Below are 23,098 nucleotides of genomic sequence, written 5' to 3'. Positions count from 1 at the left end.
CGTCAGGTCATGTCGATGTGAAAAATCTGTCAGAACCGACTGCAGATGTTACCGAACGTTAACCCGGATCCAATAAACCGTCGCGGCCTTCACTGTCCTGCACCACGGGGGTGCCCTGGCTCAGGTCGACCTGGAAGCGGCAGCCATGGGGCAATGTCGCGGTGAGGGTCACCCGCCATCCCTGGTCGTCACATATCCGCTGCACCAGCGACAGGCCAAGCCCCAGGCCCTCGCCACGGCGCTCGTCACCGCGCACGAATGGCCGGAACATCGCCTCGCGCTGCTCCTCCGGGATCCCCACACCGCTGTCCTCGACACTGAAACCATCAGCCTCAAGACACAGGCGGATGTAGCCGCCGTCGGTGTAGTGGGCAGCGTTGCGCAGCAGATTGCCCATCACTGATTGCAGGAAGGTGGCGTTGTACAGCACCGGGCTGGCACTCGCCCGCCCCTCGTAGTAAAGCGCCAGGCCCTTCTGCTCGATGGTGTCGCGCCAGACGCCGATCAGGTCGTCCCCGACCTCGCGCAAGGTTGCCCGCGAGGCCACCGCGCCCTCGTCGCGCTGGGCCCGCGCCAGCATCAGGAAGGTCTTGACCAGCTCGCGCATCTCTTCGGTCGCCCGGGCGATGCGTTCGACCTGGCTGCGCGCGCGGCTTTCGAGGGTGGGGTTTTCCATCAACAGCTCGCACGAAGTGGCCAGCACCATCAATGGCGTGCGCAGTTCGTGGCTGACGTCGCTGGTGAACAGGCGCTCCCGGGTCAGGGCGTCACGCAGGCGCCCCAAAGTGTCATCGAAGGCCAGCGCCAACTGGCCGACCTCGTCCGCGGCGTAATCCGGCGCCAAGGGCGGCGCCAGGCCCAGCAATTGGTCGCGATGACGCACCTGGCGCGCCAGGCGGATCACCGGCGCCATCACCCGCCGCGCCAGCAGCCAGCCAAGGATCACTGCCAAGGCCAAGCTGAGCACGAAGCCCACCACCACCACGGCGAACAACAGCCGCTCGCGCTCCTCGAAATCGCTCTGGTCCTGCAGCAGCACATAGCGCCGCCCGTCGACGATCTCGACCATGGCGTGATACGACAGCTGGTCGCGAAACACCTCGTGGAACCCAACATCCAAGTGGCGCAGGTCCTTGGGCAACTCGAAATCGTCGCGCCCGCCACTGAAATAGAACAACTGGTCAGGACGTGGCCGGTGGCTCCAGTCGCTGACGCTGTCCATGCGCAGCAGGCGTTGCAGATCGCCGCCAAGCACCGATGAGATCAGGCGTTCCTCGACCAGGTGCACGGTGGCGACGATGCCGAAGGCGAAGGCCCCGGCAACCAGCGCGCTCATCAGCGCAAAGGCGATGATGATGCGCTGGGCAAGACTTTGCTTAAACTCCATCGCGACCCTCGGCGAGGCGATAGCCGACGCCATGGACGGTATGCAGCAAGGGTTTGTCGAACGGCTTGTCGATCACCTGGCGCAACTGGTGGACATGGCTGCGCAGGCTGTCGCTGTCCGGGCAGTCATCCCCCCACAGGGCTTCCTCCAGCACTTCGCGCCGCAGGACGTGCGGGCTTTTCTGCATCAGCACGGCCAGCAGCTTCAGGCCGACCGGGTTGAGCTTGAGCAGGCGGCCCTGGCGGGTGACCTCCAGGGTATCGAGGTCGTAGCTCAGGTCGGCGACCTGCAGCGTGCGGCGCCCGCCGCCCTGGGCTCGACGCAGCACGGCTTCGATGCGGGCGGCCAGCTCCGACAGCGCGAACGGCTTGAGCAGGTAATCGTCGGCCCCGGAACGGAAGCCCTGCAGACGATCGTCCAGCTGGTCGCGGGCGGTGAGCATGATCACCGGCGTGTCGCGGCGGGCATCCTCGCGCAGGCGCTTGCACAGCGTGTAGCCGTCGATGCCGGGGAGCATGATGTCGAGCACGATCAAGTCGTAGTGCTCGGTGGCGGCCAGGTGCAGGCCGGACAGGCCATCCTGGGCGCAATCGACGGTATAGCCCTTCATACCGAGGTAGTCGGCCAGGTTGGCGAGGATATCGCGGTTGTCTTCAACCAAAAGAATACGCATCGGGGTCTCCTGTGCGGCGCTTCGCAGGGCGCGGCAGGCGCAGCTTAAGGCCATCGCCCGCGCGGTGCCAGCCCTGCGCTGAAATCACCGAACTTGACGGAATTTTCACTGATCCTTCACGGACACAGGATAGCGGGCGCACGACAATGCCCGGTCTTTTCCACACCCGCCCTTCACTTGCCGGAGTCACCATGCAGGCATCCGTCCGCCCTCGTCCGATCAACCCTTGGCTGTACCTGGGTATCCCTTTCGTCACCGTCGTGGCGCTGGTCCTGCTGGAATGGACCTCGCTGGACATGGACCTGGCCGAGCTGTTCTACGATCCGCTGGCCGGCCAGTTCATCGGCCGCCACAGCTACCTGCTGGAAACCATCCTGCATGATCGGGTCAAGCAAGGGGTGATCGTGCTCGGGGTCCTGAGCATCATCGCCTTCGCCCTGAGTTTCCTGTGGCAGCGGCTGTTCAGTTGGCGCCGCGAGCTGGGCTGCCTGGTGCTGGCCCTGGCGCTGTCCACCGCCTTCGTCACCCCGCTCAAGCAACTGACCCAGGTGCAGTGCCCCTGGAGCCTGAGCCAGTTCGGCGGCAAGGAAACCTACAGCAAGCTGCTCGAACCCCGTCCAGCCACCGACAAGCCGGGCCTGTGCTGGCCAGGTGGGCATGCCGCCACCGGGTTCTGCCTGTTCGCGCTGTTCTTTGTGCTGCGCGATCGCAAGCCGCGGCTGGCCCGGGCTGCGTTACTGCTGGCATTCGCGGCGGGCTCGGTGCTGTCGGTGGGCCGGATGATGCAGGGCGCGCACTTCTTGTCGCACAACGTGTGGACGGCGGTGTTCTGCTGGTTGATCGGGCTGGGCTCGTATTACCTGGTCCTGTACCGGCGCAGGCCGGTGGAAGCACCCGCCATCCAGCGCAACGTCGCCTGATTCGCGGGTAAACCCGCTCCCACAGCGACCGCTCCGGCCTCAGGGCATGCACCACACCTATGGGAGCGGGTTTATCGGGGCGCCGAACCGCCGCGAAGAAGGCGACGCGGTGCCTGGCACCGGCTGCGCCGGTGTTCGCGGCTGAAGCCGCTCCCACAGCGACCGCGCTAGCTTTAGCAGTTGAGCAAGACAGTTGCTCCCACAGGCGTGTTGCAATCCCTGTGGGAGCGGGTTTACCCGCGAAGAGGCCACTACCGAAAAAAGAAAAGCCCCGGCTCTCGCGAGCCGGGGCTTTTACTGGGTGCTACGGGTGAGGCTGGCTTACATCATGCCGCCCATGCCACCCATGCCGCCCATGTCTGGCATGCCGCCAGCAGCTGGCTTGTCTTCCGGCAGGTCGGCAACCATGGCTTCGGTGGTGATCATCAGACCGCCGATCGAAGCTGCGGCTTGCAGGGCCGAACGAGTGACCTTGGCTGGGTCCAGGATACCCATCTCGATCATGTCGCCGTATTCGCCGGTAGCGGCGTTGTAACCGAAGTTGCCCGAACCTTGCTTGACCTTGTCAGCGACAACGCTTGGCTCGTCGCCGGCGTTGGCAGTGATCTGGCGCAGCGGGGCTTCGACGGCGCGACGCAGCAGGGCGATACCGACGTTCTGGTCTTCGTTGTCGCCTTTGAGCTCAGCGATGGCGGCCAGGGCGCGAACCAGGGCCACACCACCGCCAGGCACCACGCCTTCTTCGACGGCAGCACGGGTAGCGTGCAGGGCGTCTTCAACGCGGGCTTTCTTCTCTTTCATTTCGACTTCGGTGCCGGCACCGACCTTGATCACGGCAACACCGCCAGCCAGCTTGGCCAGACGCTCTTGCAGCTTCTCACGGTCGTAGTCCGAAGTGGTGTCGGCAACCTGGGCGCGGATCTGGGTGACGCGAGCCTGGATGTCGGATTCCTGGCCAGCACCATCGATGATGGTGGTGTTTTCCTTGGACAGGATCACGCGCTTGGCGTTACCCAGGTGCTCCAGGGTGGCGGTTTCCAGGGACAGGCCGATCTCTTCGGAGATCACGGTGGCGCCGGTGAGGACGGCGATGTCCTGCAGCATGGCCTTGCGGCGGTCGCCGAAGCCAGGGGCCTTGACCGCAGCGACCTTGACGATGCCGCGCATGTTGTTGACCACCAGGGTGGCCAGGGCTTCGCCTTCGACGTCCTCGGCAACGATCAGCAGCGGACGGCCGGCCTTGGCGACGGCTTCCAGTACTGGCAGCAGCTCACGGATGTTGGAGATTTTCTTGTCCACCAGCAGCAGCAGCGCGCCTTCGAGCTCGGCAACCATGGTGTCCGGCTTGTTGACGAAGTACGGCGACAGGTAGCCACGGTCGAACTGCATGCCTTCTACGACGGACAGTTCGTTTTCCAGGCCCGAGCCTTCTTCAACGGTGATCACGCCTTCTTTACCGACTTTTTCCATGGCTTCGGCGATGATTTCACCGATGGAGTTGTCGGAGTTGGCGGAGATGGTGCCGACCTGGGCGATGGCCTTGGAGTCGGCGCATGGCTTGGACAGGTTCTTCAGCTCGGCGACAACGGCGGCGGTGGCCTTGTCGATGCCGCGCTTGAGGTCCATCGGGTTCATGCCGGCAGCGACGGCTTTCAGGCCTTCGTTGACGATGGCCTGGGCCAGAACGGTAGCGGTGGTGGTGCCGTCACCGGCAGCGTCGTTGGCCTTGGAAGCGACTTCCTTGACCAGCTGGGCGCCCATGTTCTCGAAAGCGTCTTTCAGTTCGATTTCTTTGGCGACGGAAACGCCGTCCTTGGTGATGGTCGGCGCGCCGAAGCTCTTGGCCAGGACCACGTTACGGCCTTTCGGGCCGAGGGTCGCTTTTACCGCGTCAGCCAGAACGTTGACACCAACCAGCATTTTCTTACGAGCGGAATCGCCGAATTTTACGTCTTTAGCAGCCATGATCGTTTAATCCTTGGAATTCTTTGGAGTAACGGGAAGTCGGGGAAATCAGCCTTCGATGACGGCGAGGATTTCGTTCTCGGCCATGACCAGCAGGTCTTCGCCATCGACTTTCACGGTGTTGCTGCCCGAGTAAGGGCCGAAAACCACTTTGTCACCCACTTTCACGGCCAGCGCGCGCACTTCGCCGTTGTCCAGGATGCGACCGGTGCCGACGGCGACGACTTCGCCGCGGTTTGGTTTTTCAGCGGCCGAACCCGGCAGGACGATACCGCCAGCGGTTTTCGATTCTTCTTCGCTGCGGCGGATAACGACGCGGTCATGCAGAGGACGAAGCTTCATTGTCGATCTCTCCCAAATAGTGGTTTTCATCGGCCGGTGTCGACACCGGCAGGTTGATACGGTCCGGCGTTGCCGGGGGTGGCCCGCCATGGGCGAACCACCTGAGTCATGTCTGGTGTCGCCACCAGAAACCTTGCGGTGACCACATACATGAGGCCGGCAAAATCGATTACAAGGCTTGATAGGGAATTTTTTTCGTTCGGCCGCACTGCCGACAAAAAGCGGGGCCGCTTGGCGGCCCCAGAGGTGTCATTTATCGCGACGTTCGTACTCGCCCTCGATCACGTTCGGACGGTGGCCGCCCTCACGTGGCCGGGCCTGCGACGGATCGTCCTGGAACGCCCGCTGGCGCAGGGCCTGCTCCTCGGCGCGACGACGCATCTTCGCGGCCACCAGGCGGCGGCTGAACGGTAGCAGGCAAAGCAGGCCCAGCACATCGCTGATAAAGCCCGGCACCAACAGCAAGCCACCACCGACCGCCAGCATCAGGCCCTGGAACATGTCCTCGGCGGGCAGTTCGCCGCGCTGCAGGCTCTCACGGGCACGCAGCGCGGTGGCCAGGCCCGCCATGCGCATGACCAGCACACCCAGGGCGGAGCCGGCGATGATCAGCAGCAACGCGGGGAAGAAACCAATGGCGGCGCTGACCTTGACGAAGACGAACAGCTCCAGCACAGGGAAAAGCAGTAACAGCAGTAGAAAAGCACGCATCAAGGATTCCTCGGCGGAAGAGAACCTTCCTGTAAAACCATCAGATGGATGCCTGGCTGCCGGTTTTCAACCCTCGACATTCACCGCAACCGGCCACTGGTCGGCGCGGGCCAGCAATACCAAGGCTTCGCGGACTTGTGTCGGTGTGTTGCAGGGTTCCGGAAACGCCAGCCAGTACACCCCTTGGCCGATCCGCAGGTGCATGCCTTCGCTGTCGATGCCGACCATCTCGGCGGGCGCGCTGCGCGGCAGGCCGCTCAGCTCGACGTAATGAGCGATGGCATTGGCGTGATCGCTGTTCATGTGCTCGATCATGCTCGCCTCGGCCTTGCCGGCGAACGGATTGGCCAGAGTCACCTGGTCGAGCCAGTGAATGGCACCGAAACCGCCGATATAGCGATGACGTACCGGCTGCAACACCCAGAAGTCGAAGTCATGGGCTTTGTGGTAGTTCGCCGACTCGGGGAAGTAGCGGTAATAGCGCGCCGCGGCTGCGTCGATGGCGGCCTCGTCGGTGAGCTTGCGCGCCTCGGCCATCAGGGTCAGGCGCCCTACCGCCTGCACATCCTCCGCTTCCCGCTCGCCAACCAGCAGCGAGCACTTGGGGTCCTTCAGCAGGTTGTGGGTGTGCTGGGCGATGCGGCTGATGAGGATCAGCGGATGGCCTTCGGCGTCCAGGCAATAAGGCACCACCGAGCCGAACGGGAAGCCGGGCATGGACTTGGAGTGGGTGGAGAGTACGCCGCGGTATTCCTTGAGCAGCAGTTCCCGGGCGGGACGAAGGGCGTTGGTACTCACTGGAGAGGCTCCTGGCGGCGGACTGGATGGGTGACAAGATAAGCATTATCACCCGCTGCTGCCACTGGGCATGCTGCGCAAGCCGGCTCACGTGTAGGCTTGCTTGACTACACATACCCCTGTAGGAGCGGCCTTGTGTCGCGATAGGGCCGCAACGCGGCCCCGGCAATGTCTGCCTTGTCGTTGAGATCCTGGGGCCGTTTTGCGGCCCTATCGCGACACAAGGCCGCTACAACAAAGAGCATGCACAGTGTTTTACCGGCTCGACTTACCAGGTAACACCAAACCCGGCGGTATAGCGAGTCTTGTCCAGGTCACTGTCGCGCGTGCCCTTGATCACGTCCTTCTCGGCCTTGAGGTTCAGCGAAGCCCACTCGGTGACCTTGTAGCGCAGCCCCATCTCGGCATCCAGCGAGTAGTCGGCGACACCACCAAACGGCTTGCCGAACTCGCCGTTGGTGAAGAACTCGACCCGCTTGCCGATCAGGTAGCGGTTGTAGTCCCACTTCACCGCGCCGGCATAGAAGTTGTCCTTGCCGCCGTCGCGGTATTCGAAATCGGTGCGGTTGATCAGCGAACCCAGCGAGAACGCGCCCAGTTCGTCATCCCAGAACTGGTAGCCCGGGCCGGTACCGACGGTACGCTGGCGCGCCAGGTCCTCGATGTGATCGCGCTTGTATTCCAAGCGCCCCTGCCAGAACCACTTCTCGGTGATGAAGCGGTCCAGGGCGTACTCGGCGCTCCAGTTATTGGTGGTGGTGACGTCGTCCTTGGTCTCGCGGTTGTACTCGCCTTCGGCGTTGTGCCGCCAACGCCCGTGGCGGGCGGTGGTCTTGAAGCTGATGTCATAGTCGTCGGTGTCGTTCTCGGCGCGCTTGTAGTCCATCGCCACATCGACGTTGCCCTTCCACAGGAGGTCCTCGACCAGCGGACGCGGCTTCATGATCTGCTCGATGCTGGCCAGATCGACGGTCTTCGGTGCCTCGCCATTGGCCAGGGTCACCTTGCCTGGCTCGGCGGCCTTGAGCGACTTGGCCTTCTCACCGCTGTAGGCGTCCTGCTTGACCAGCAACTCCTGGTCGCTTTCCAGGGTCTGCACCTGCTTCCAGTCCAGGGCGATGGAGCCGCCGTAGGGCGTTTCCAGCAGCAGTTTGCCGCCATCGAAGACCTTGATCTTGCCGCTCAGGCGGTCACCGTTCTTCATCCAGACAGTGTCGGCGAGCGCCGGGGCGCAGAGGGAAACAGCTACGAGGCACAGCAGGGTTCTAGAATACATAAGCGCAATTGAGGTTCGATTCGACGAAAAAAGCCGGGCATTATCCAGATACCGACGACCTGAGCAAGGACAGACCCAGACCATGCCGATGAGTTCCACTCGCATTTGCCCCGACCGCCTGTCTGGTTTCATCCACAGGCCAGTAGCGCCCTGATGTCCACAGCACTCGCACCGCCACCGGAAGATGCCGAGGCCCGACGAATGGCGTTGTATTCGGTACTGGGCCAAGTCCCCGCCGGCAAGGTGGTCAGCTACGGCCAACTGGCCGAACTGGCGGGCCTCGGCCGTGCCGCGCGCTGGGTCGGACGCACCCTCGGGCAATTGCCCAGCGACACGCGCCTGCCCTGGCACCGGGTACTGGCTGCGGGCGGGCGCCTGAGCCTGGCGCTGGGCACGCCCTCGGGCGACGAACAACGTGCCCGCTTGCGCGCAGAAGGCGTGAATGTGGCCAATAATCGTGTGGATATGGCGCGCCATGGCTGGCGCCCGATGGAGCACAGCGGTTAGAGTGCGCGCTTTGTTTTCGCAAACCTTGAGGCAGATGTTGGCCCATGCCCCGTAAAACCTGGCGCGCTGCGCTCGCTGCCTATGCCAGCCCGTCAACCCTGGTGCTTTTGCTGCTCGGATTCGCCGCCGGCATGCCGTACATGCTGGTGTTCTCGACCCTCTCCGTATGGCTGCGCGAGGCGGGTGTCGCGCGTGAAACCATCGGTTATGCCAGCCTGATCGGCCTGGCCTACGCCTTCAAGTGGGTGTGGTCGCCGCTGCTCGACCAATGGCGCCTGCCGTTGCTGGGCGGCATGGGCCGGCGCCGCTCGTGGTTGCTGCTGTCGCAGGTACTGGTGGTGCTCGGCTTGATCGGCATGGGCTTCTGCGACCCGCAGAAACACCTGTCGTGGCTGATAGCCCTGGCGGTGCTGGTGGCCTTCGCCTCGGCTACCCAGGACATCGCCGTCGACGCCTACCGCCTGGAGATCGCCGACGACCAGCGCCAGGCTGCCCTGGCCGCCAGCTACATGGCCGGTTACCGGGTCGCCGCCCTGCTCGCCACCGCAGGCGCGCTGTTCTTCGCCGAGTGGTTCGGCTCCACCGGCTTCAGTTATCTGCATGAGGCGTGGACCGGCACCTACGTGCTGTTCGGCGTGCTGATGCTGCCCGCGGTGTTCACCACCCTGGTGATGCGCGAGCCGCCCGTGCCACTGCGCACCCAGTTGTCCGCCGCCCGCTACGGCCTGATGCATCAGTTGGCCTCGGTATTCGTGCTGATCATCCTGCTGGTCTCGGTACCGGCCAGCTTCACCCAGATGTTCAACACCGACTGGGCCAGCGTGGTCTTCGGCGATTCGACGATGCTCGACCTGCTGCTCGAGGACCGTGCCTTCCTGCGCCTGATCCTCTATGTGCTGCTGACCTGGGCTTGCCTGTCGTCCCTGGGCCGTCGCGGCCTGGCGCCGGTGCTCACGCCGGTCAACGACTTCATCGCGCGCTACCGCTGGCAGGCATTGTTGTTGCTCGGGCTGATCGCCACCTACCGCATGTCCGACACGGTGATGGGCGTGATGGCCAACGTGTTCTACATCGACATGGGCTTCACCAAGGACCAGATCGCCAGCGTCAGCAAGATCTTCGGCCTGATCATGACCCTGGTCGGCGCCGGCGCCGGCGGCCTGCTGATCGTGCGTTTCGGCATCCTGCCGATCCTGTTCATCGGCGGCGCGGCCTCGGCGGCCACCAACATCCTGTTCCTGATGCTGGCCGACATGGGCCCGAACGTGGAAATGCTGGTGGTGACCATCTCGCTGGACAACTTCAGTTCGGGGCTCGCCACCTCGGCCTTCGTCGCCTACCTGTCGAGCCTGACCAACCTGAAGTTCTCGGCCACCCAGTACGCCCTGCTCAGCTCGATCATGCTGCTGTTGCCGCGCCTGATCGGTGGGTATTCAGGGGTGATGGTAGAGAAATTCGGTTACCACGATTTCTTCCTGATCACCGCCCTGCTCGGTGTGCCGACGCTGATCCTGATCGCCCTGCATTGGCGCCAGGAAGTCGGCCGGGGAAAGCCGGTGCCGGTGAATAACTCTGCCGCCGAGCAACCCTGAAGCAGGACCGGCCGGAAAGGGCCGCATAGCGGCCCCGGCAATCAGAACCCCTACATGACTATTGCCGGGGGGCGCGCTGCGCCCCTTTCGCGGCAAAAGGCCGCTCCTACAGGACTCGGGCTTACTGAGTGACAGCCCCTTCCCCGGAGCGGCCACCCACCACGAACCACAGCGGCAACAGCGCCAGTGCCCCCGCCACGCCAGCGGCGACGGCGAAGTGCAGCAGGCTCGCCCCGGCGCCAAGCATCGCCAGCACCACGCCGCCCAGCCCCAGCAGGGCAATGGTGATCATCCCCAGCATGGCCGACACCAGGCCCTTGCTCTGCTCGCTAGAGAACAGCGTCATGCGGTACAGCACCGCGTTGGCCACGCCCAGGCCCAGGGCATACAGCGCCATACCCGCGACCACGCTGGTCACCGACGGCCAGCACCAGGTGGCCAGCACCAGCAGCACCAGCCCGGCCAGGTACGGCCACAGCGCGCCACGCACCAGCGTCGGCAACGGATAACGGTCGGCGATGCGGTTGATGATCAGGTTGCCCAGAATCAGCCCGCCGAACACCGGCAGTTGCCACAGGGCGTAGGCCATCGTGCTCAGGCCTTCGTCGTGGATCAGCAGCACCGGCGACAGGCCGATCCAGCCGATCAGCGGTAGCCCTACCAGCCCCAGCGCCGCGCTGCCGGCGACGAACCGGCGGTTACCCAGCAACTGTGCGTAACCGGCCAGCAGCGGCAACAGGTGAATCGGCGTGAACGGCAGGCGTGAACCGTCTCGGCGCTCCACACCGAGGGTCTCCGGCATCAGGCGGTACAGCAGCACCCAGCACACCACCGCGCCCACGGCGAAGGCAACGAACAGCCAGCGCCAATCCAGCCATTGCAACATCAAGGTCCCCACCAGCGGGCCGAGCAACGGCGACAACAGGGCGATATTGGCCAGCAGGGCCATCATGCGCACGGCGTCGGCTTCGCTGAAGGCTTCGTTGAGCGCCGGGTAGCTGACCGTGACCACAAAGCCCAGGCCGATGCCCTGCAACAGGCGCAGCAGGTTGAACAGGCCAATGTCCTGCGCCCAGAACGTCGCCAGGCAGGCAAGGCCGAAGAACAGGCAGCCCACCAGCAACATCGGGCGCCGGCCGAAACGATCGGCCAGGGGGCCGATCAGCCATTGCAACACCACGCCACCGAGCAGGTACAGGTTCAGCGCGTGTGGGATGTATTCGGGGCTGGCCTGCAGGTCGCCGACCACCACCGGCATGGCGGGCATGACCGCGTCGCTGGCAAGGTAGGTGAGCAGTTCGAACAACGCCAGGGTCAGGCCGAACAGCAAGGCGCGCAGGGGAGTGATGTGTAACAGAGGTTTCATGGCGGATATCGGGTATTGGAGGCGGGGTCAGGCTATATGCCAGATTTGGCACTGCCCATGCTGTGAACAAGTGTAAGGGCGGGAAAAACAACATGGGGTAAGCCCATCCCCACAAGATTGTAGGGACAGTCTTACCCCAGGCTAGACAGCGAGGCGGATGGCGCGGCTTACTGCACCGCCGCCTCCTGCACCACACGGATGACCCGCTGCGGGAACGGAATGTCGATCCCTTCGGCCTTGAGACGGTCACGGGCATGCTCGTTGAGCATGAACAGCACGTCCCAGTAATCGGCGGTCTTGGTCCAGATGCGCAGCGACACGGTGATCGAGCTGTCGCCCAGGGTCGAGATCACTGCTTGCGGCGCCGGGTCTTGCAGCACGCGCGGGTCTTGCGCCAGCTCCAGCAGCACGTTGCGCGCCTTCTGCAGGTCGGCATCGTAGTCCACGCCCACATCGAACACGACCTTGCGGGTCGGCTGGCGATTGGTGTTGGTGATGATGCCGTTGGACAGCGCGCCGTTGGGCATGATCACCGTCTTGTTGTCGCCGGTGCGCACCACGGTGTGGAAGATCTGGATGCTGTCCACGGTGCCTGCGACACCCTGGGCTTCGATCCAGTCACCAATACGAAACGGGCGGAACATCAGGATCAGCACGCCACCGGCGAAGTTCGCCAGGCTGCCCTGCAGGGCCAGGCCGATGGCCAGGCCGGCGGCACCGATGGCGGCGACGAACGAGGTGGTCTCGATACCGATCATCGACGCCACGCTGACCATCAGCAGCACTTTCAGCACGATGTTGGCCAGGGAGCTGATGAACCCCTGCAGCGCCACGTCGGCGCGCAGCCCCACCAGCTTACCCAGGCGGGCGCTGAGCTTGTTGATGATCCACCAGCCGATGGCCAGTGTCAGCAGCGCCAGCAACAGGCGGCTGCCGTATTCCATGATCAATGGAATCCAGGTTTGCGATTGGCGGACCAGCTGATCGACTTCAGCGTTCAAATCCATGTTCATCTCCTGATGCCGAACGGCAAGTACACAGTAAAGCAGGCCGCTGAACGATCAGCGGCCACGGGACCTCATGGACATCACTAGGCCATCAAGGTTCCACTGCCGCGATCAGTCGCGGAAGTTGTTGAACTGCAGCGGCATGTCGAATTCCTTGGTGCGCAGCAGGGCAATGGCTTCCTGCAGATCGTCGCGCTTCTTGCCGGTGACGCGTACCTGCTCGCCCTGGATGGCCGCCTGGACCTTGAGCTTGCCGTCCTTGATAGTGGCGACAATCTTCTTGGCGAGGTCCTTGTCGATGCCTTCGCGGAACTTGGCTTCCTGCTTCTTTTCCTTGCCGGAGGGGTAGGGATCCTTGGTTTCCAGGCATTTGACATCGATCTTGCGCTTGACCAGCGCCAGGCGCAGGATTTCCAGCATCGCCTCGAGCTGGAACTCCTCCTCGGCGGTCAGCAGCACGGTCTGTTCCTTGTCCTTGAACTCGAAGGTGCCCTTGCCCTTAAGGTCATAACGGCGGTCGAGGTCCTTGATGGCGTTGTCGACAGCGTTCTGCACTTCGTGCTTGTCCAGTTCCGATACCACGTCGAACGAAGGCATGGTTGATCTCCAGAAAAAAAAGCGCGCTCGGCCTGAAGATGGAGCGCGTCGGGTTTGATGGTTAAAATGCGGACTCATTATAACGGGTTGCGAAACGCAGATGAGCAGCACCTGGCATATTCTCGGCGCCGGCAGCCTCGGCAGCCTCTGGGCCTGTCGGTTGGCCCGCGCCGGCAAACCGGTACGCCTGATCCTGCGCGATCAACAGCGTCTGGTCGACTACCAGCGCGGTGGCGGGCTGGCCCTGGTCGAGCACGACAACCTGCGCCAGTATGCGATCCCGGCCGAGACGGCCAATGCCAACGGCCCGATCCATCGCCTGCTGGTGGCCTGCAAGGCCTACGATGCCGCCCCCGCCGTGGCGCAGTTGGCACCGCGCTTGGCCCTGGGGGCCGAACTGGTACTGTTGCAGAACGGCCTGGGCAGCCAGGACGAAGTCGCCGAACAGGTGCCCCATGCCCGTTGCGTGTTCGCCTCCAGCACCGAAGGCGCCTTCCGCGAGGACGCCTGGCAGGTACGCTTCGCCGGCCACGGTTTCAACTGGCTGGGCGACCCGGCCAATCCCAGCGTCCCGTCCTGGTTCGCGGACCTGCACGACGCCGGTATCCCGGCCCAGTGGGCACTCGACATCCCCACTCGCCTGTGGCGCAAGCTGGCACTGAACTGCGCGATCAACCCGCTGACCGTGCTGCATGACTGCCAGAACGGCGGCCTACTCGGCCACCTGGCCGAAGTCGAGCAGCTGTGCGACGAACTGGTCGGCCTGCTGCGCCGCTGCGGCCAGCCCGATGCCGCCACCGACCTGCACGAGGACGTACAGCGGGTGATCGTCGCCACGGCGGCCAACTACTCTTCCATGTACCAGGACGTCCGCCATGGTCGACGCACCGAGGTCCACTACCTGCTCGGCCATGCCTGCCGCGCCGCCAGTCGTCATGGCCTGGCGGTGCCGCACCTGGAACGCCTGCAGCAGCGCCTGGTCGATAACCTGCGCTCGCGTGGCTTGCGCAGCGACTGACCCGCCCACCCACCGGACACGGACACGGACACCCTCAGACCCATGACCCTGCGTCAACGCCTGGAAAACCTCCCAGTCGGGCAGAAACTGCTGGCGGCCCTGCTGGTGCTGCTGGTGACCATCCTGCTGGTGGCCAACCTGGCATTCATCAGTGCCGCCTACTGGATCACCCAGGAAAGCATGGCGCCCCAGGCCCTGCAGACCATCGGCAAACTGGTGGCCAATCCGCAGCTGTCGGCCCGCGCCGGCGACTCGCCGGAAAACGCCACGGCGCTGCTCAAGGAGCTCGACAGCTATACGCCCCTGCGCGCCGCGGCGATCTACGGCGGCGACGGGCGCATGCTGGCGCAGTTGCAACATGGCGAAGCGCTGACCCTGCCCAAGCGCTTTCGCAACATCGACGGCTGGCGCCTCATGGAGTTTCGCAGCACCCAGCTGATCCGCCTGCCGCGCAACGCCAACCCGCCCGCGCACCTGCTGCTGGTGGCCAGCAGCGAACTGCCCACCGCGTTCTATACCGGCACCCTCTCGGCCAGCCTGGCGATCCTGGTGTTCAGCGTGCTGCTGTGGCTGGTCATCGCCCGGCAGATCAAGCGCCTGATCACCCTGCCGATCAACCGCCTCGAAGAACTGTCACGCCAGGTCACCCGCGAGGAGAGCTACGCCCTGCGCGCCCAGCGCGGCAACGACGACGAAATCGGCAGCCTGGCGGAAGCCTTCAACACCATGCTGTCGCGCATCGAAGCCCGCGAGCAGCAGCTCAAGCGTGCCCGCGACGAGTTCCAGGACGCCTACGACCAGGCCCAGGGCCTGGCCGAGGAAACCCGCCACACCAACCGCAAGCTGGAGCTGGAAGTCCAGGTACGCAGCAAGATCGAGAAGAAGCTCACAGGGTTCCAGAACTACCTCAACAGCATCATCGACTCGATGCCCTCGGCGCTGATCGCCCTCGACGAACAGCTCTACGTCACCCAGTGGAACCACGAGGCCACGGTGCTTTCCGGCACGCCGCTGGACGAGGCGCTGAACCAGCCGATCTTCCTCGCCTTCGCGCCGCTCAAGCCATTCCTGCCGCAGCTCAAGGAAAGCGTGGAGAAACACCGGGTGGCCAAGATCGAACGGGTCACCTGGCCCAAGGGCGACGACCTGCGCCACTACGCCCTGACCTTCTACCCCCTGATGGGCGGCGGCGGGCGCGGCGTGGTGATCCGTATCGACGACATCACCCAGCGCCTGTCGCTGGAAGAAATGATGGTGCAATCGGAGAAGATGCTCTCGGTCGGCGGCCTGGCCGCCGGCATGGCCCATGAGATCAACAACCCGTTGGGGGCGATTCTGCACAACGTGCAGAACATCCGTCGGCGCCTGTCACCGGACCTGCCGCGCAACCAGGAGCAGGCCGACGAGCTGGACATCGACCTGGCGCGGGTCAACCGCTATCTGGACAGCCGCGAAGTGCCGCAACTGCTCGACGGCATCCAGCAGGCCGGGGCACGGGCGGCGAAGATCGTCACCCACATGCTCAGCTTCAGCCGCCGCAGCAATCGCCAGCTGGCCCCATGCGAGCTACCGGCGCTGATCGACCAGGCCGTGGAGATTGCCGGCAACGACTTCGACCTGGCCATCGGCTTCGACTTCAAGGGCCAGGCCATCGTCCGCCAGTTCGACCCCGAGCTGGGCCCGGTGCCCTGCACCGCCAACGAATTGGAGCAGGTATTGCTCAACCTGTTGAAGAACGCCGCCCAGGCCATCCACCTGCGTCCACAGCCCAGCGAGCCGGGGCGCATCACCCTGCGCACGCGGCTGAACCCACCATGGGCGGAGATCCAGGTCGAGGACAACGGCGTCGGCATGCCCGAGGCCGTGCGCAAGCGCACCTTCGAGCCATTCTTCACCACCAAGGAGATCGGCCAGGGTACCGGCCTTGGCCTGTCGGTGTCGTATTTCATCATCACCAACAATCACAAGGGGCAGATGGAAGTGCAGTCCACGCCCGGCCAGGGCACCTGCTTCACCCTGCGCCTGCCCCTGAACCAGGCCCCGCAGGCCGCGACCAACACGGAGGCATGACATGGGCTATCGCCTGTCGAAGATCTACACCCGCACCGGTGACAAGGGCGAAACCGGCCTGGGCGACGGCCGCCGGGTGCCCAAGGACCATCCGCGGATCGAGGCGATCGGCGAGGTGGACAGCCTCAACAGTCAGCTGGGGGTGTTGCTGGCGGGGTTGGCCGAGGCCGGACTTGGCGAGTTGATCGAGGTACTGGCGCCTTGTCAGCATCGATTGTTCGACCTTGGCGGGGAGCTGGCGATGCCCAGCTACCAGGCGTTGGACACTGCCGAGGTGGAGCGGCTGGAGGCGGCCATCGACCGCTGGAACGAAGAGCTGGGGTCGCTGAAGAACTTCATCCTGCCCGGGGGCTCGATGCTGGTGGCCCAGGCCCATGTCTGCCGTAGCGCGGCGCGGGCGGCGGAACGGCGTTGCCAGCAGCTGAATGCGCTGGAACCGCTGGAGGGGGTGGGGCTGGCCTATATCAACCGGGTTTCGGACCTGCTGTTCGTCGCGGCCCGAATCATCGGGCGGCGGCAAGGGGTGGACGAGGTATTGTGGCAGCCTGCGCCTAAACCTGAAGCCTGAGATTGCTGGGGCTGCTGCGCAGCCCATTCGCGACGCAAGGCCGCTCCTACAGGTAGCGAGCAGTATTCAATGTCTGCGCGATACCTGTAGGAGCGCACCTTGTGTCGCGATGGGCCGCAAAGCGGCCCCAATTACTCAGTTCTCAGGCCAGAACGCCCGGATCCCGGCCACACCCTGCGCCCCAACCTCCCAGGCCCGCTCCCGCTCACCAGGCCCGACACCGCCCAGCAGAAACACCGGATGGCTGATCCCGCCGATCAACCGCCGCGCCTCATCCCACCCCAAAGGCACCGCCTCGGGATGAGTCTGGGTCGCCTGCACCGGTGACAGGGTGACGAAATCCACGCCCATCTGCTCGGCCAGTGCCAATTCCTCGGCACTGTGACAGGACGCCGCCAACCAGCGCTCCTTGGGGAACGGCCGGCCTTTGGCAGCGTATTTGCGCAGTTGCGCGGCGGTCAGGTGCCAGCCAGCCGACGGGAAGTCGCCCAGCCACTCCAGCGGCCCCTTGAGCATCAACTGCGCCTTGCCCGCGCACAGGCCCACCGCGTCCACCGCCACATCGCGGTACTTGGGGTCGTACATGTCCGGCGCGCGCAGCTGGATCAGGCGGATACCGCTGGCCACGGCCTTCTGGATGCCCTTGAGCATCTGCGGCACATCCAGCCCGTCCGGGGTGATCAGGTACTGATCGGGCAGCCGCGCGGCAGCAACGATCGGCGTATTGGCCTCGGGGAATGCATACTGGTCCAGGTCGCGCGGGGCCACCCAGGCCAGCGGCTGACCCTCGGCGCCGTGCGGCTCGCCGCTGAAGGCGTGCACCTCGTGCACATCCAGCAGCACCTGCTTGTCCGGGTAGTCGTGGCTGACCTTGATCAGTGGCCGCGAGCGACTGACCTCGATGCCAAGCTCCTCGCGCAGCTCGCGCGCCAGCGCAGCTTCAACGCCCTCGCCCTCCTCCACCTTGCCGCCAGGGAATTCCCACAGGCCACCCTGGTGCTGGGTATCGGCGCGGCGTGCGATCAGGATGCGACCGTCAAGGCCACGAATGACGGCTGCAACAACATGAATCCGCTTCACCCTTCACGCTCCGCCAGGCCAGCCTGCTGCCAGGCCTGGAAGGCTGGCCACTGGTAGATGGTTTCGATGTACGCGGCGGCCTCGGCCGGCACCGCGACGCGGTAGGTGCGCAGGCGCACGGCCACTGGGGCGAAGAACGCATCGGCCAGGGTCGGGCGGCCGAACAGGAACGGGCCGCTGTCCTTGGCCACCAGTCGGCATTCGTTCCACAGGGCAACGATGCGGTCGATATCGACTTGCACGTCCAACGGCACTTCATCCAGTGCCTGGTCGCGAGACAGGTCGAATGGCATGGCACCGCGCAGGGCGAAGAAGCCGCTGTGCATTTGCGCGCAGGCCGAACGGGCCTGGGCGCGGGCGGCGACGTCCTCGGGCCACAAGCGGGCTTCGGGGTGTTGTTCGGCGAGGTATTCGGCGATGGCCAGAGAGTCGGCGATCACGCCGTGTTCGCTCTTGAGCAGCGGCACCTTGGCGGTGGCCGAGAACGCCAGCAGGCGTTGGCGGGTGTCAGGCTGGTTGAGCTTGACCAGGGTTTCTTCGTAGCGCACGCCGGCCAGCTCGAGGGCCAGGGCGCCGCGTAGCGACCAGGAGGAATACAGCTTGTCGCCGATGATCAGGTGATAGCTCATGATTGGGCTCCAGCGGATTCGGGATAATGGGGCTGCGTGCAGCCCTTTCGCGGCACAAGGCCGCTCCTACAGGAGATCGCGTGCTCTTGTAGGAGCGGCCTTGTGCCGCGAAAGGGCCGTAAGGCGGCCGCAGTTATATCAAGTACGGTATTCGGCGTTGATCTTCACGTACTCGTGGGACAGATCGGTGGTCCAGATGGTTTCGCTGCACTGGCCACGACCCAGCTCGATACGGATGGTGATCTCCTCCTGGGCCATCACCTTGGAACCCTGCTCCTCGGTGTAGCTCGGGCTGCGTCCGCCCTTGCTGGCGATGCAGACGCTGTCCAGGTACACATCAATCAGGCTGACATCCAGCGCTGGCACGCCGGCACGGCCGACCGCGGCGAGGATACGGCCCCAGTTGGGGTCGGAGGCGAACAGCGCGGTCTTGATCAGTGGCGAGTGGGCGACGGCATAGCCGACGTCCAGGCATTCCTGGTGATTGCCACCACCGTTGACCTGCACGGTGACAAACTTGGTGGCGCCTTCGCCGTCACGGACGATGGCCTGGGCCACTTCCATGCACACCTCGAACACCGCCTTCTTCAGGGCCTCGAACAGCTCGCCGCGGGCCTCGGTCACCTCCGGCACATCGGCCTTGCCGGTGGCGATCAGCATGCAGCAGTCGTTGGTCGAGGTATCGCCGTCGATGGTGATGCGGTTGAACGACTTGTTGGCGCCATCGAGCATCAGGTCCTTGAGCACGGCCGGGGCAACCTTGGCGTCGGTGGCGATGTAGCCGAGCATGGTCGCCATGTTCGGGCGGATCATGCCCGCGCCTTTGCTGATGCCGGTAACGGTGATGGTCTTGCCATCGAACTGGAACTGGCGGCTGGCGCCCTTGGGCAGGGTGTCGGTGGTCATGATGCCGGTGGCGGCTTCAGCCCAGTTGTTTTCCGACAGATTGTCCAGCGCGGCCTGCAGCGCGCCTTCGATCTTCTCGACCGGCAGCGGCTCGCCGATCACGCCGGTGGAGAATGGCAACACGGACTCAGCCGGCACCCCCGCCAGCTCGGCGAGCTTGGCGCAGGTGCGTTCGGCGGCGGCCAGGCCTGGTGCGCCGGTCCCGGCGTTGGCGTTGCCGGTGTTGGTCAGCAGGTAACGCACGGTGCCCTGCACACGCTGCTTGGAGAGGATCACCGGGGCGGCGCAGAAGGCGTTGAGGGTGAACACACCAGCCACGCTGGAACCTTCGGCACAACGCATCACCACCACATCCTTGCGCCCTGGGCGCTTGATGCCCGCCGAGGCGATACCGAGTTCGAAACCGGGAACCGGGTGCAGGGTGGGCAGGGGACCAAGACCAACAGCCATTAGAGCGCTCCTAGAAAATTGTCGGGAATTAGGGGGCGCTTTGCGCCCCTTTCGCGGCACAAGGCCGCTCCTACAGGGTTGTTGCAATTCCTGTAGGAGCGGCCTCGTGCCGCGATGGGCTGCAAAGCAGCCCCGGGATCTCAAGCCAATGGCGAATTCAGATCATTCAATCTGACCATGGCAATGCTTGAACTTCTTGCCCGAACCACACCAGCACGGCTCGTTGCGGCCCAGCTTCATGTCGTTGCGCACAGGTGCCGAAGCGACGGCGACTTCAGCGCCCTCCTCGGCCAGTTGCTCGCCTTCCAGGCCCGGCGCGGCGGCGTGCTGGAACTGCATGCGGCTGGCCAGCTCCTCGGCCTCGCGACGCAGACGGGCTTCTTCCTCGGCCGGGTCTTCGCGGCGCACCTGCACGTGGGACAGCACGCGAATGGTGTCGCGCTTGATCGACTCCAGCAGCTCCTGGAACAGGGTGAACGACTCGCGCTTGTACTCCTGCTTCGGGTTCTTCTGCGCGTAACCGCGCAGGTGAATACCGTGACGCAGGTGGTCCATGGTCGACAGGTGGTCTTTCCACAGGTCGTCCAGCACGCGCAGCAGGATCTGCTTCTCGAAGGTACGCAGGGCGTCGATGCCGGCCTGGTCTTCCTTCTCGTGGTAGGCGTCGGTGATTTCCTTGAGCAGCTTCTCGCGCAGGGTCTCTTCGTAGAGGTGATCGTCCTCGTCGAGCCACTGCTGGATCGGCAGCTTCATGCCGAAGTCGCTGGACAGCGAGGCTTCCAGGCCGGCCACGTCCCACTGCTCGGGCAGCGACTGCGGCGGAATGTGCTGGCTGATGGTGGCATCGAGCACTTCCTGACGGAACTCGGCGATGGTGTCGCCGATGTTCTCGGCGGCCAGCAGGCTGTTGCGCATGTGGTAGATCACCTTGCGCTGCTCGTTGGCCACGTCGTCGTATTCGAGGAGCTGCTTGCGGATGTCGAAGTTGCGGCCTTCGACCTTGCGCTGCGCCTTCTCGATGGCGTTGGTGACCATGCGGTGCTCGATGGCTTCGCCGGACTGCATGCCCAGGGCCTTCATGAAGTTCTTCACCCGGTCGGAGGCGAAGATACGCATCAGGCTGTCTTCCAGCGACAGGTAGAAGCGGCTGGAGCCGGCGTCGCCCTGACGACCGGCACGGCCACGCAACTGGTTGTCGATACGCCGCGACTCGTGGCGCTCGGAGGCGATCACGTGCAGGCCACCGGCCTCCAGCACCTGCTGGTGGCGCTTCTGCCAGTCGGCCTTGATCTGGGCGATCTGTTCGGCGCTCGGGTTGTCCAGGGCGGCAACCTCGGCCTCCCAGTTACCGCCCAGCAGGATGTCGGTACCACGACCGGCCATGTTGGTGGCGATGGTCAGGGCGCCCGGCGCACCGGCTTGCGCGATGATCTCGGCTTCTTTCTCGTGGTACTTGGCGTTGAGGACCTTGTGATCGATGCCTTCCTTCTTGAGCAGGTTGGACATGTGCTCGGAGGTTTCGATGGTCGCGGTGCCGACCAGGACCGGACGGCCCTGGGCCATGCTTTCCTTGATGTCGGCGATGATCGCGGCGTATTTCTCATCGGCGGTCAGGTACACCAGGTCGTTGAAGTCCTTGCGGGCCAACGGTTTGTTCGGTGGGATGACCATCACGTTGAGGGCGTAGATCTGGGCGAACTCGAACGCCTCGGTGTCGGCGGTACCGGTCATGCCGGACAGCTTGGTGTAGAGGCGGAAGTAGTTCTGGAAGGTGGTCGAGGCCAGGGTCTGGCTCTCGGCCTGAATGTTCAGGTTTTCCTTGGCCTCGATGGCCTGGTGCAGGCCCTCGGACAGGCGGCGGCCCGGCATGGTGCGGCCGGTGTGTTCGTCGATCAGGAGGATCTGGCCTTCCTGGACGATGTACTCGACGTTGCGGTGGAACAGCTTGTGCGCGCGCAGGCCGGCGTAGACGTGGGTCAGCAGGCCCAGGTTGTGCGCCGAGTACAGGCTCTCGCCCTCGGCCAGCAGGCCGGACTGGGTGAGCATGTCCTCGATGAACTGGTGGCCGGCCTCGTTGAGTTCGACCTGGCGGCTCTTCTCGTCGATGGTGTAGTGGCCCTCTTGGGTCACCTGGCCTTCGACTTCCTCGATGTGCTGGGTCAGGCGCGGGATCAGGCGGTTGATCTCGATGTACAGCTTGGAGCTGTCCTCGGCCTGGCCGGAAATGATCAGCGGGGTACGCGCTTCGTCGATGAGGATCGAGTCGACTTCGTCGATCACGGCGAAGTTCAGCTCGCGCTGGAACTTCTCGTCCTGGCTGAACGCCATGTTGTCGCGCAGGTAGTCGAAACCGAATTCGTTGTTGGTGCCGTAGGTGATGTCGGCGGCATAGGCGGCGCGCTTTTCTTCAGGCGGCTGGAAGGCCGAGACGATCCCCACGGTCAGGCCGAGGAACTCGTACAGCGGGCGCATCCAGTTGGCGTCGCGGCGGGCCAGGTAGTCATTGACCGTGACCACATGCACGCCCTTGCCGGACAGCGCGTTGAGGTAGACGGCCAGGGTACCGACCAAGGTCTTGCCTTCACCGGTACGCATTTCTGCGATCATGCCTTCGTGCAAGGTCATGCCGCCGATCAGCTGGACATCGAAGTGACGCATGCCCATCACGCGCTTGCCGGCCTCACGGGCCACGGCAAAGGCTTCAGGCAACAGCTGGTCGAGGGTCTCGCCTTTGGCCAGGCGCTCTTTGAACTCTGCGGTCTTGCCCCGCAGTTGCTCGTCAGAGAGAGCCACCATTTTCTCTTCGAAGGCGTTGACGGCGCTCACCGTCTTGAGCATGCGCTTGATTTCGCGCTCGTTCTTGCTTCCAAAAAGTTTCTTTAACAAAGGCGCAAACATATCGGCAGGATCTTCCACACGTAGGGATGGAGGGCGGCCCCGTGAAGTCGCCCGTGCAGCCCATAGGCCGCATGCGAACGAGCATTCTACCCGGAAACGATGGTGAGGAAAGTGGTGGATTTCCACGATGCTGGCACAGCGCTTTTAGGGGGCCCGACTAACATAGGGGCTTTTTGCGCAAGTTCAAGGTGCGTGAAGATGAAACGTATCGCGAATGACTTGCATCAACATCCAGGTGCCCGCCTCATTCGCGGGTAAACCCGCTCCCACAGAGGCAGCACGACCCTCGCTGTGGGAGCGGGTTTACCCGCGAAGAAGGCAGCACACATTCATCTGTT

Annotated in this window: 20 protein-coding genes; 6 read left to right on the top strand and 14 right to left on the bottom strand. The window is 64.2% G+C overall.

The window, feature by feature from the left end:
• Nucleotides 1-58 precede the first annotated feature (58 nt).
• Entirely contained in the window at nucleotides 59-1,387 is a 1,329-nt protein-coding gene (locus HU772_RS04810; protein WP_186661529.1) for a sensor histidine kinase, read from the bottom strand.
• The gene (gene colR, locus HU772_RS04805; RefSeq protein WP_028689695.1) at nucleotides 1,377-2,060 is read right to left on the bottom strand and encodes a two-component system response regulator ColR; all 684 of its coding nucleotides are present in this window, start codon (nucleotides 2,058-2,060) and stop codon (nucleotides 1,377-1,379) included. The genes HU772_RS04810 and colR overlap by 11 nt, the downstream gene beginning before the upstream one ends.
• Nucleotides 2,061-2,251: 191 nt before the next feature.
• On the opposite strand from colR, the gene HU772_RS04800 reads away from it, so the two are divergent.
• Nucleotides 2,252-2,980: a phosphatase PAP2 family protein gene (locus HU772_RS04800; protein ID WP_186661530.1), complete on the top strand. Its 729-nt coding sequence runs from the start codon at nucleotides 2,252-2,254 to the stop codon at nucleotides 2,978-2,980.
• Between the two features lie 321 nt (nucleotides 2,981-3,301).
• Here the strand turns inward: HU772_RS04800 and groL are convergent, their stop codons facing one another.
• The 5 genes from groL to HU772_RS04775 all read right to left on the bottom strand — a co-directional run bounded on the left by groL (nucleotide 3,302) and on the right by HU772_RS04775 (nucleotide 8,072).
• Nucleotides 3,302-4,945, bottom strand: a complete 1,644-nt coding sequence (groL, locus tag HU772_RS04795) for a chaperonin GroEL (RefSeq protein ID WP_186661532.1) — start codon at nucleotides 4,943-4,945, stop codon at nucleotides 3,302-3,304.
• A gap of 48 nt (nucleotides 4,946-4,993) precedes the next feature.
• A complete protein-coding gene (locus tag HU772_RS04790) occupies nucleotides 4,994-5,287 on the bottom strand; it encodes a co-chaperone GroES (protein ID WP_003260750.1) in 294 nt (97 codons plus the stop codon).
• Between the two features lie 249 nt (nucleotides 5,288-5,536).
• A complete protein-coding gene (locus tag HU772_RS04785; protein WP_186661534.1) occupies nucleotides 5,537-5,998 on the bottom strand; it encodes an FxsA family protein in 462 nt (153 codons plus the stop codon).
• A gap of 66 nt (nucleotides 5,999-6,064) precedes the next feature.
• Nucleotides 6,065-6,796, bottom strand: a complete 732-nt coding sequence (locus HU772_RS04780; protein WP_186661536.1) for a HugZ family pyridoxamine 5'-phosphate oxidase — start codon at nucleotides 6,794-6,796, stop codon at nucleotides 6,065-6,067.
• A gap of 268 nt (nucleotides 6,797-7,064) precedes the next feature.
• Nucleotides 7,065-8,072: a DUF481 domain-containing protein gene (locus HU772_RS04775; protein WP_186661538.1), complete on the bottom strand. Its 1,008-nt coding sequence runs from the start codon at nucleotides 8,070-8,072 to the stop codon at nucleotides 7,065-7,067.
• 153 nt (nucleotides 8,073-8,225) lie between these two features.
• Between HU772_RS04775 and HU772_RS04770 the strand changes: the two genes are divergently transcribed.
• Both HU772_RS04770 and HU772_RS04765 read left to right on the top strand, forming a co-directional pair.
• Complete coding sequence (locus tag HU772_RS04770) at nucleotides 8,226-8,579, top strand: MGMT family protein (protein ID WP_186661540.1); 354 nt, start codon at nucleotides 8,226-8,228, stop codon at nucleotides 8,577-8,579.
• A 44-nt stretch (nucleotides 8,580-8,623) separates the two neighbouring features.
• The gene (locus HU772_RS04765; RefSeq protein WP_186661541.1) at nucleotides 8,624-10,171 is read left to right on the top strand and encodes an AmpG family muropeptide MFS transporter; all 1,548 of its coding nucleotides are present in this window, start codon (nucleotides 8,624-8,626) and stop codon (nucleotides 10,169-10,171) included.
• Nucleotides 10,172-10,292: 121 nt separating this feature from the next.
• On the opposite strand, the gene HU772_RS04760 is transcribed toward HU772_RS04765, so the two are convergent.
• The 3 genes from HU772_RS04760 to HU772_RS04750 form a co-directional block, all read right to left on the bottom strand.
• Nucleotides 10,293-11,537 (bottom strand): MFS transporter, encoded by a 1,245-nt coding sequence (locus HU772_RS04760; protein ID WP_186661542.1) that lies wholly within the window; start codon nucleotides 11,535-11,537, stop codon nucleotides 10,293-10,295.
• A gap of 167 nt (nucleotides 11,538-11,704) precedes the next feature.
• Nucleotides 11,705-12,544, bottom strand: coding sequence for a mechanosensitive ion channel family protein (locus tag HU772_RS04755; RefSeq protein ID WP_186661544.1), 840 nt, complete (start codon nucleotides 12,542-12,544; stop codon nucleotides 11,705-11,707).
• A 111-nt stretch (nucleotides 12,545-12,655) separates the two neighbouring features.
• A complete protein-coding gene (locus HU772_RS04750; RefSeq protein ID WP_186661546.1) occupies nucleotides 12,656-13,141 on the bottom strand; it encodes a YajQ family cyclic di-GMP-binding protein in 486 nt (161 codons plus the stop codon).
• Nucleotides 13,142-13,241: 100 nt separating this feature from the next.
• On the opposite strand from HU772_RS04750, the gene HU772_RS04745 reads away from it, so the two are divergent.
• From HU772_RS04745 to HU772_RS04735, 3 genes are read left to right on the top strand one after another with little or no spacing between them, the layout of a single operon-like run.
• Nucleotides 13,242-14,159 carry a putative 2-dehydropantoate 2-reductase gene (locus HU772_RS04745; protein WP_186661548.1) on the top strand — a complete coding sequence of 306 codons (918 nt, stop codon included), beginning with the start codon at nucleotides 13,242-13,244 and terminating at the stop codon, nucleotides 14,157-14,159.
• Between the two features lie 42 nt (nucleotides 14,160-14,201).
• On the top strand, nucleotides 14,202-16,229 hold the full coding sequence (locus tag HU772_RS04740; protein ID WP_186661549.1) for a sensor histidine kinase: 2,028 nt from the start codon (nucleotides 14,202-14,204) through the stop codon (nucleotides 16,227-16,229).
• 1 nt (nucleotide 16,230) lies between these two features.
• Entirely contained in the window at nucleotides 16,231-16,797 is a 567-nt protein-coding gene (locus tag HU772_RS04735; RefSeq protein ID WP_186661550.1) for a cob(I)yrinic acid a,c-diamide adenosyltransferase, read from the top strand.
• Between the two features lie 135 nt (nucleotides 16,798-16,932).
• Here HU772_RS04735 and HU772_RS04730 read toward each other — a convergent pair whose 3' ends face one another.
• The 4 genes from HU772_RS04730 to secA form a co-directional block, all read right to left on the bottom strand.
• Nucleotides 16,933-17,877: a Nudix family hydrolase gene (locus HU772_RS04730; RefSeq protein WP_186661551.1), complete on the bottom strand. Its 945-nt coding sequence runs from the start codon at nucleotides 17,875-17,877 to the stop codon at nucleotides 16,933-16,935.
• Nucleotides 17,874-18,506, bottom strand: coding sequence for a glutathione S-transferase family protein (locus HU772_RS04725; protein WP_186661552.1), 633 nt, complete (start codon nucleotides 18,504-18,506; stop codon nucleotides 17,874-17,876). The genes HU772_RS04730 and HU772_RS04725 overlap by 4 nt, the downstream gene beginning before the upstream one ends.
• A gap of 138 nt (nucleotides 18,507-18,644) precedes the next feature.
• Entirely contained in the window at nucleotides 18,645-19,862 is a 1,218-nt protein-coding gene (argJ, locus tag HU772_RS04720) for a bifunctional glutamate N-acetyltransferase/amino-acid acetyltransferase ArgJ (protein ID WP_186661553.1), read from the bottom strand.
• 162 nt (nucleotides 19,863-20,024) lie between these two features.
• Nucleotides 20,025-22,760, bottom strand: a complete 2,736-nt coding sequence (secA, locus tag HU772_RS04715; RefSeq protein ID WP_186661554.1) for a preprotein translocase subunit SecA — start codon at nucleotides 22,758-22,760, stop codon at nucleotides 20,025-20,027.
• Between the last annotated feature and the right edge of the window lie 338 nt (nucleotides 22,761-23,098).

This window comes from Pseudomonas xantholysinigenes, assembly GCF_014268885.2.
In the GTDB taxonomy this organism is placed as follows: domain Bacteria; phylum Pseudomonadota; class Gammaproteobacteria; order Pseudomonadales; family Pseudomonadaceae; genus Aquipseudomonas; species Aquipseudomonas xantholysinigenes.
The sequence above is the reverse complement of the archived record's forward strand: the minus strand, read 5'-3'. Positions and strand labels throughout refer to the sequence as shown.

What these genes read in the sequence shown, in the direction of transcription:
- HU772_RS04770 (WP_186661540.1), top strand. Translation starts at nt 8,226, where the DNA reads ATGTCCACAGCACTCGCACCGCCACCGGAAGATGCCGAGGCCCGACGA.
- argJ (WP_186661553.1), bottom strand. Translation starts at nt 19,862, where the DNA reads ATGGCTGTTGGTCTTGGTCCCCTGCCCACCCTGCACCCGGTTCCCGGT.
- colR (WP_028689695.1), bottom strand. Translation starts at nt 2,060, where the DNA reads ATGCGTATTCTTTTGGTTGAAGACAACCGCGATATCCTCGCCAACCTG.
- HU772_RS04765 (WP_186661541.1), top strand. Translation starts at nt 8,624, where the DNA reads ATGCCCCGTAAAACCTGGCGCGCTGCGCTCGCTGCCTATGCCAGCCCG.
- HU772_RS04750 (WP_186661546.1), bottom strand. Translation starts at nt 13,141, where the DNA reads ATGCCTTCGTTCGACGTGGTATCGGAACTGGACAAGCACGAAGTGCAG.
- HU772_RS04740 (WP_186661549.1), top strand. Translation starts at nt 14,202, where the DNA reads ATGACCCTGCGTCAACGCCTGGAAAACCTCCCAGTCGGGCAGAAACTG.
- HU772_RS04790 (WP_003260750.1), bottom strand. Translation starts at nt 5,287, where the DNA reads ATGAAGCTTCGTCCTCTGCATGACCGCGTCGTTATCCGCCGCAGCGAA.
- HU772_RS04735 (WP_186661550.1), top strand. Translation starts at nt 16,231, where the DNA reads ATGGGCTATCGCCTGTCGAAGATCTACACCCGCACCGGTGACAAGGGC.
- HU772_RS04725 (WP_186661552.1), bottom strand. Translation starts at nt 18,506, where the DNA reads ATGAGCTATCACCTGATCATCGGCGACAAGCTGTATTCCTCCTGGTCG.
- HU772_RS04760 (WP_186661542.1), bottom strand. Translation starts at nt 11,537, where the DNA reads ATGAAACCTCTGTTACACATCACTCCCCTGCGCGCCTTGCTGTTCGGC.
- groL (WP_186661532.1), bottom strand. Translation starts at nt 4,945, where the DNA reads ATGGCTGCTAAAGACGTAAAATTCGGCGATTCCGCTCGTAAGAAAATG.
- HU772_RS04775 (WP_186661538.1), bottom strand. Translation starts at nt 8,072, where the DNA reads ATGTATTCTAGAACCCTGCTGTGCCTCGTAGCTGTTTCCCTCTGCGCC.
- HU772_RS04800 (WP_186661530.1), top strand. Translation starts at nt 2,252, where the DNA reads ATGCAGGCATCCGTCCGCCCTCGTCCGATCAACCCTTGGCTGTACCTG.
- HU772_RS04785 (WP_186661534.1), bottom strand. Translation starts at nt 5,998, where the DNA reads ATGCGTGCTTTTCTACTGCTGTTACTGCTTTTCCCTGTGCTGGAGCTG.
- HU772_RS04755 (WP_186661544.1), bottom strand. Translation starts at nt 12,544, where the DNA reads ATGGATTTGAACGCTGAAGTCGATCAGCTGGTCCGCCAATCGCAAACC.
- HU772_RS04745 (WP_186661548.1), top strand. Translation starts at nt 13,242, where the DNA reads ATGAGCAGCACCTGGCATATTCTCGGCGCCGGCAGCCTCGGCAGCCTC.
- HU772_RS04810 (WP_186661529.1), bottom strand. Translation starts at nt 1,387, where the DNA reads ATGGAGTTTAAGCAAAGTCTTGCCCAGCGCATCATCATCGCCTTTGCG.
- secA (WP_186661554.1), bottom strand. Translation starts at nt 22,760, where the DNA reads ATGTTTGCGCCTTTGTTAAAGAAACTTTTTGGAAGCAAGAACGAGCGC.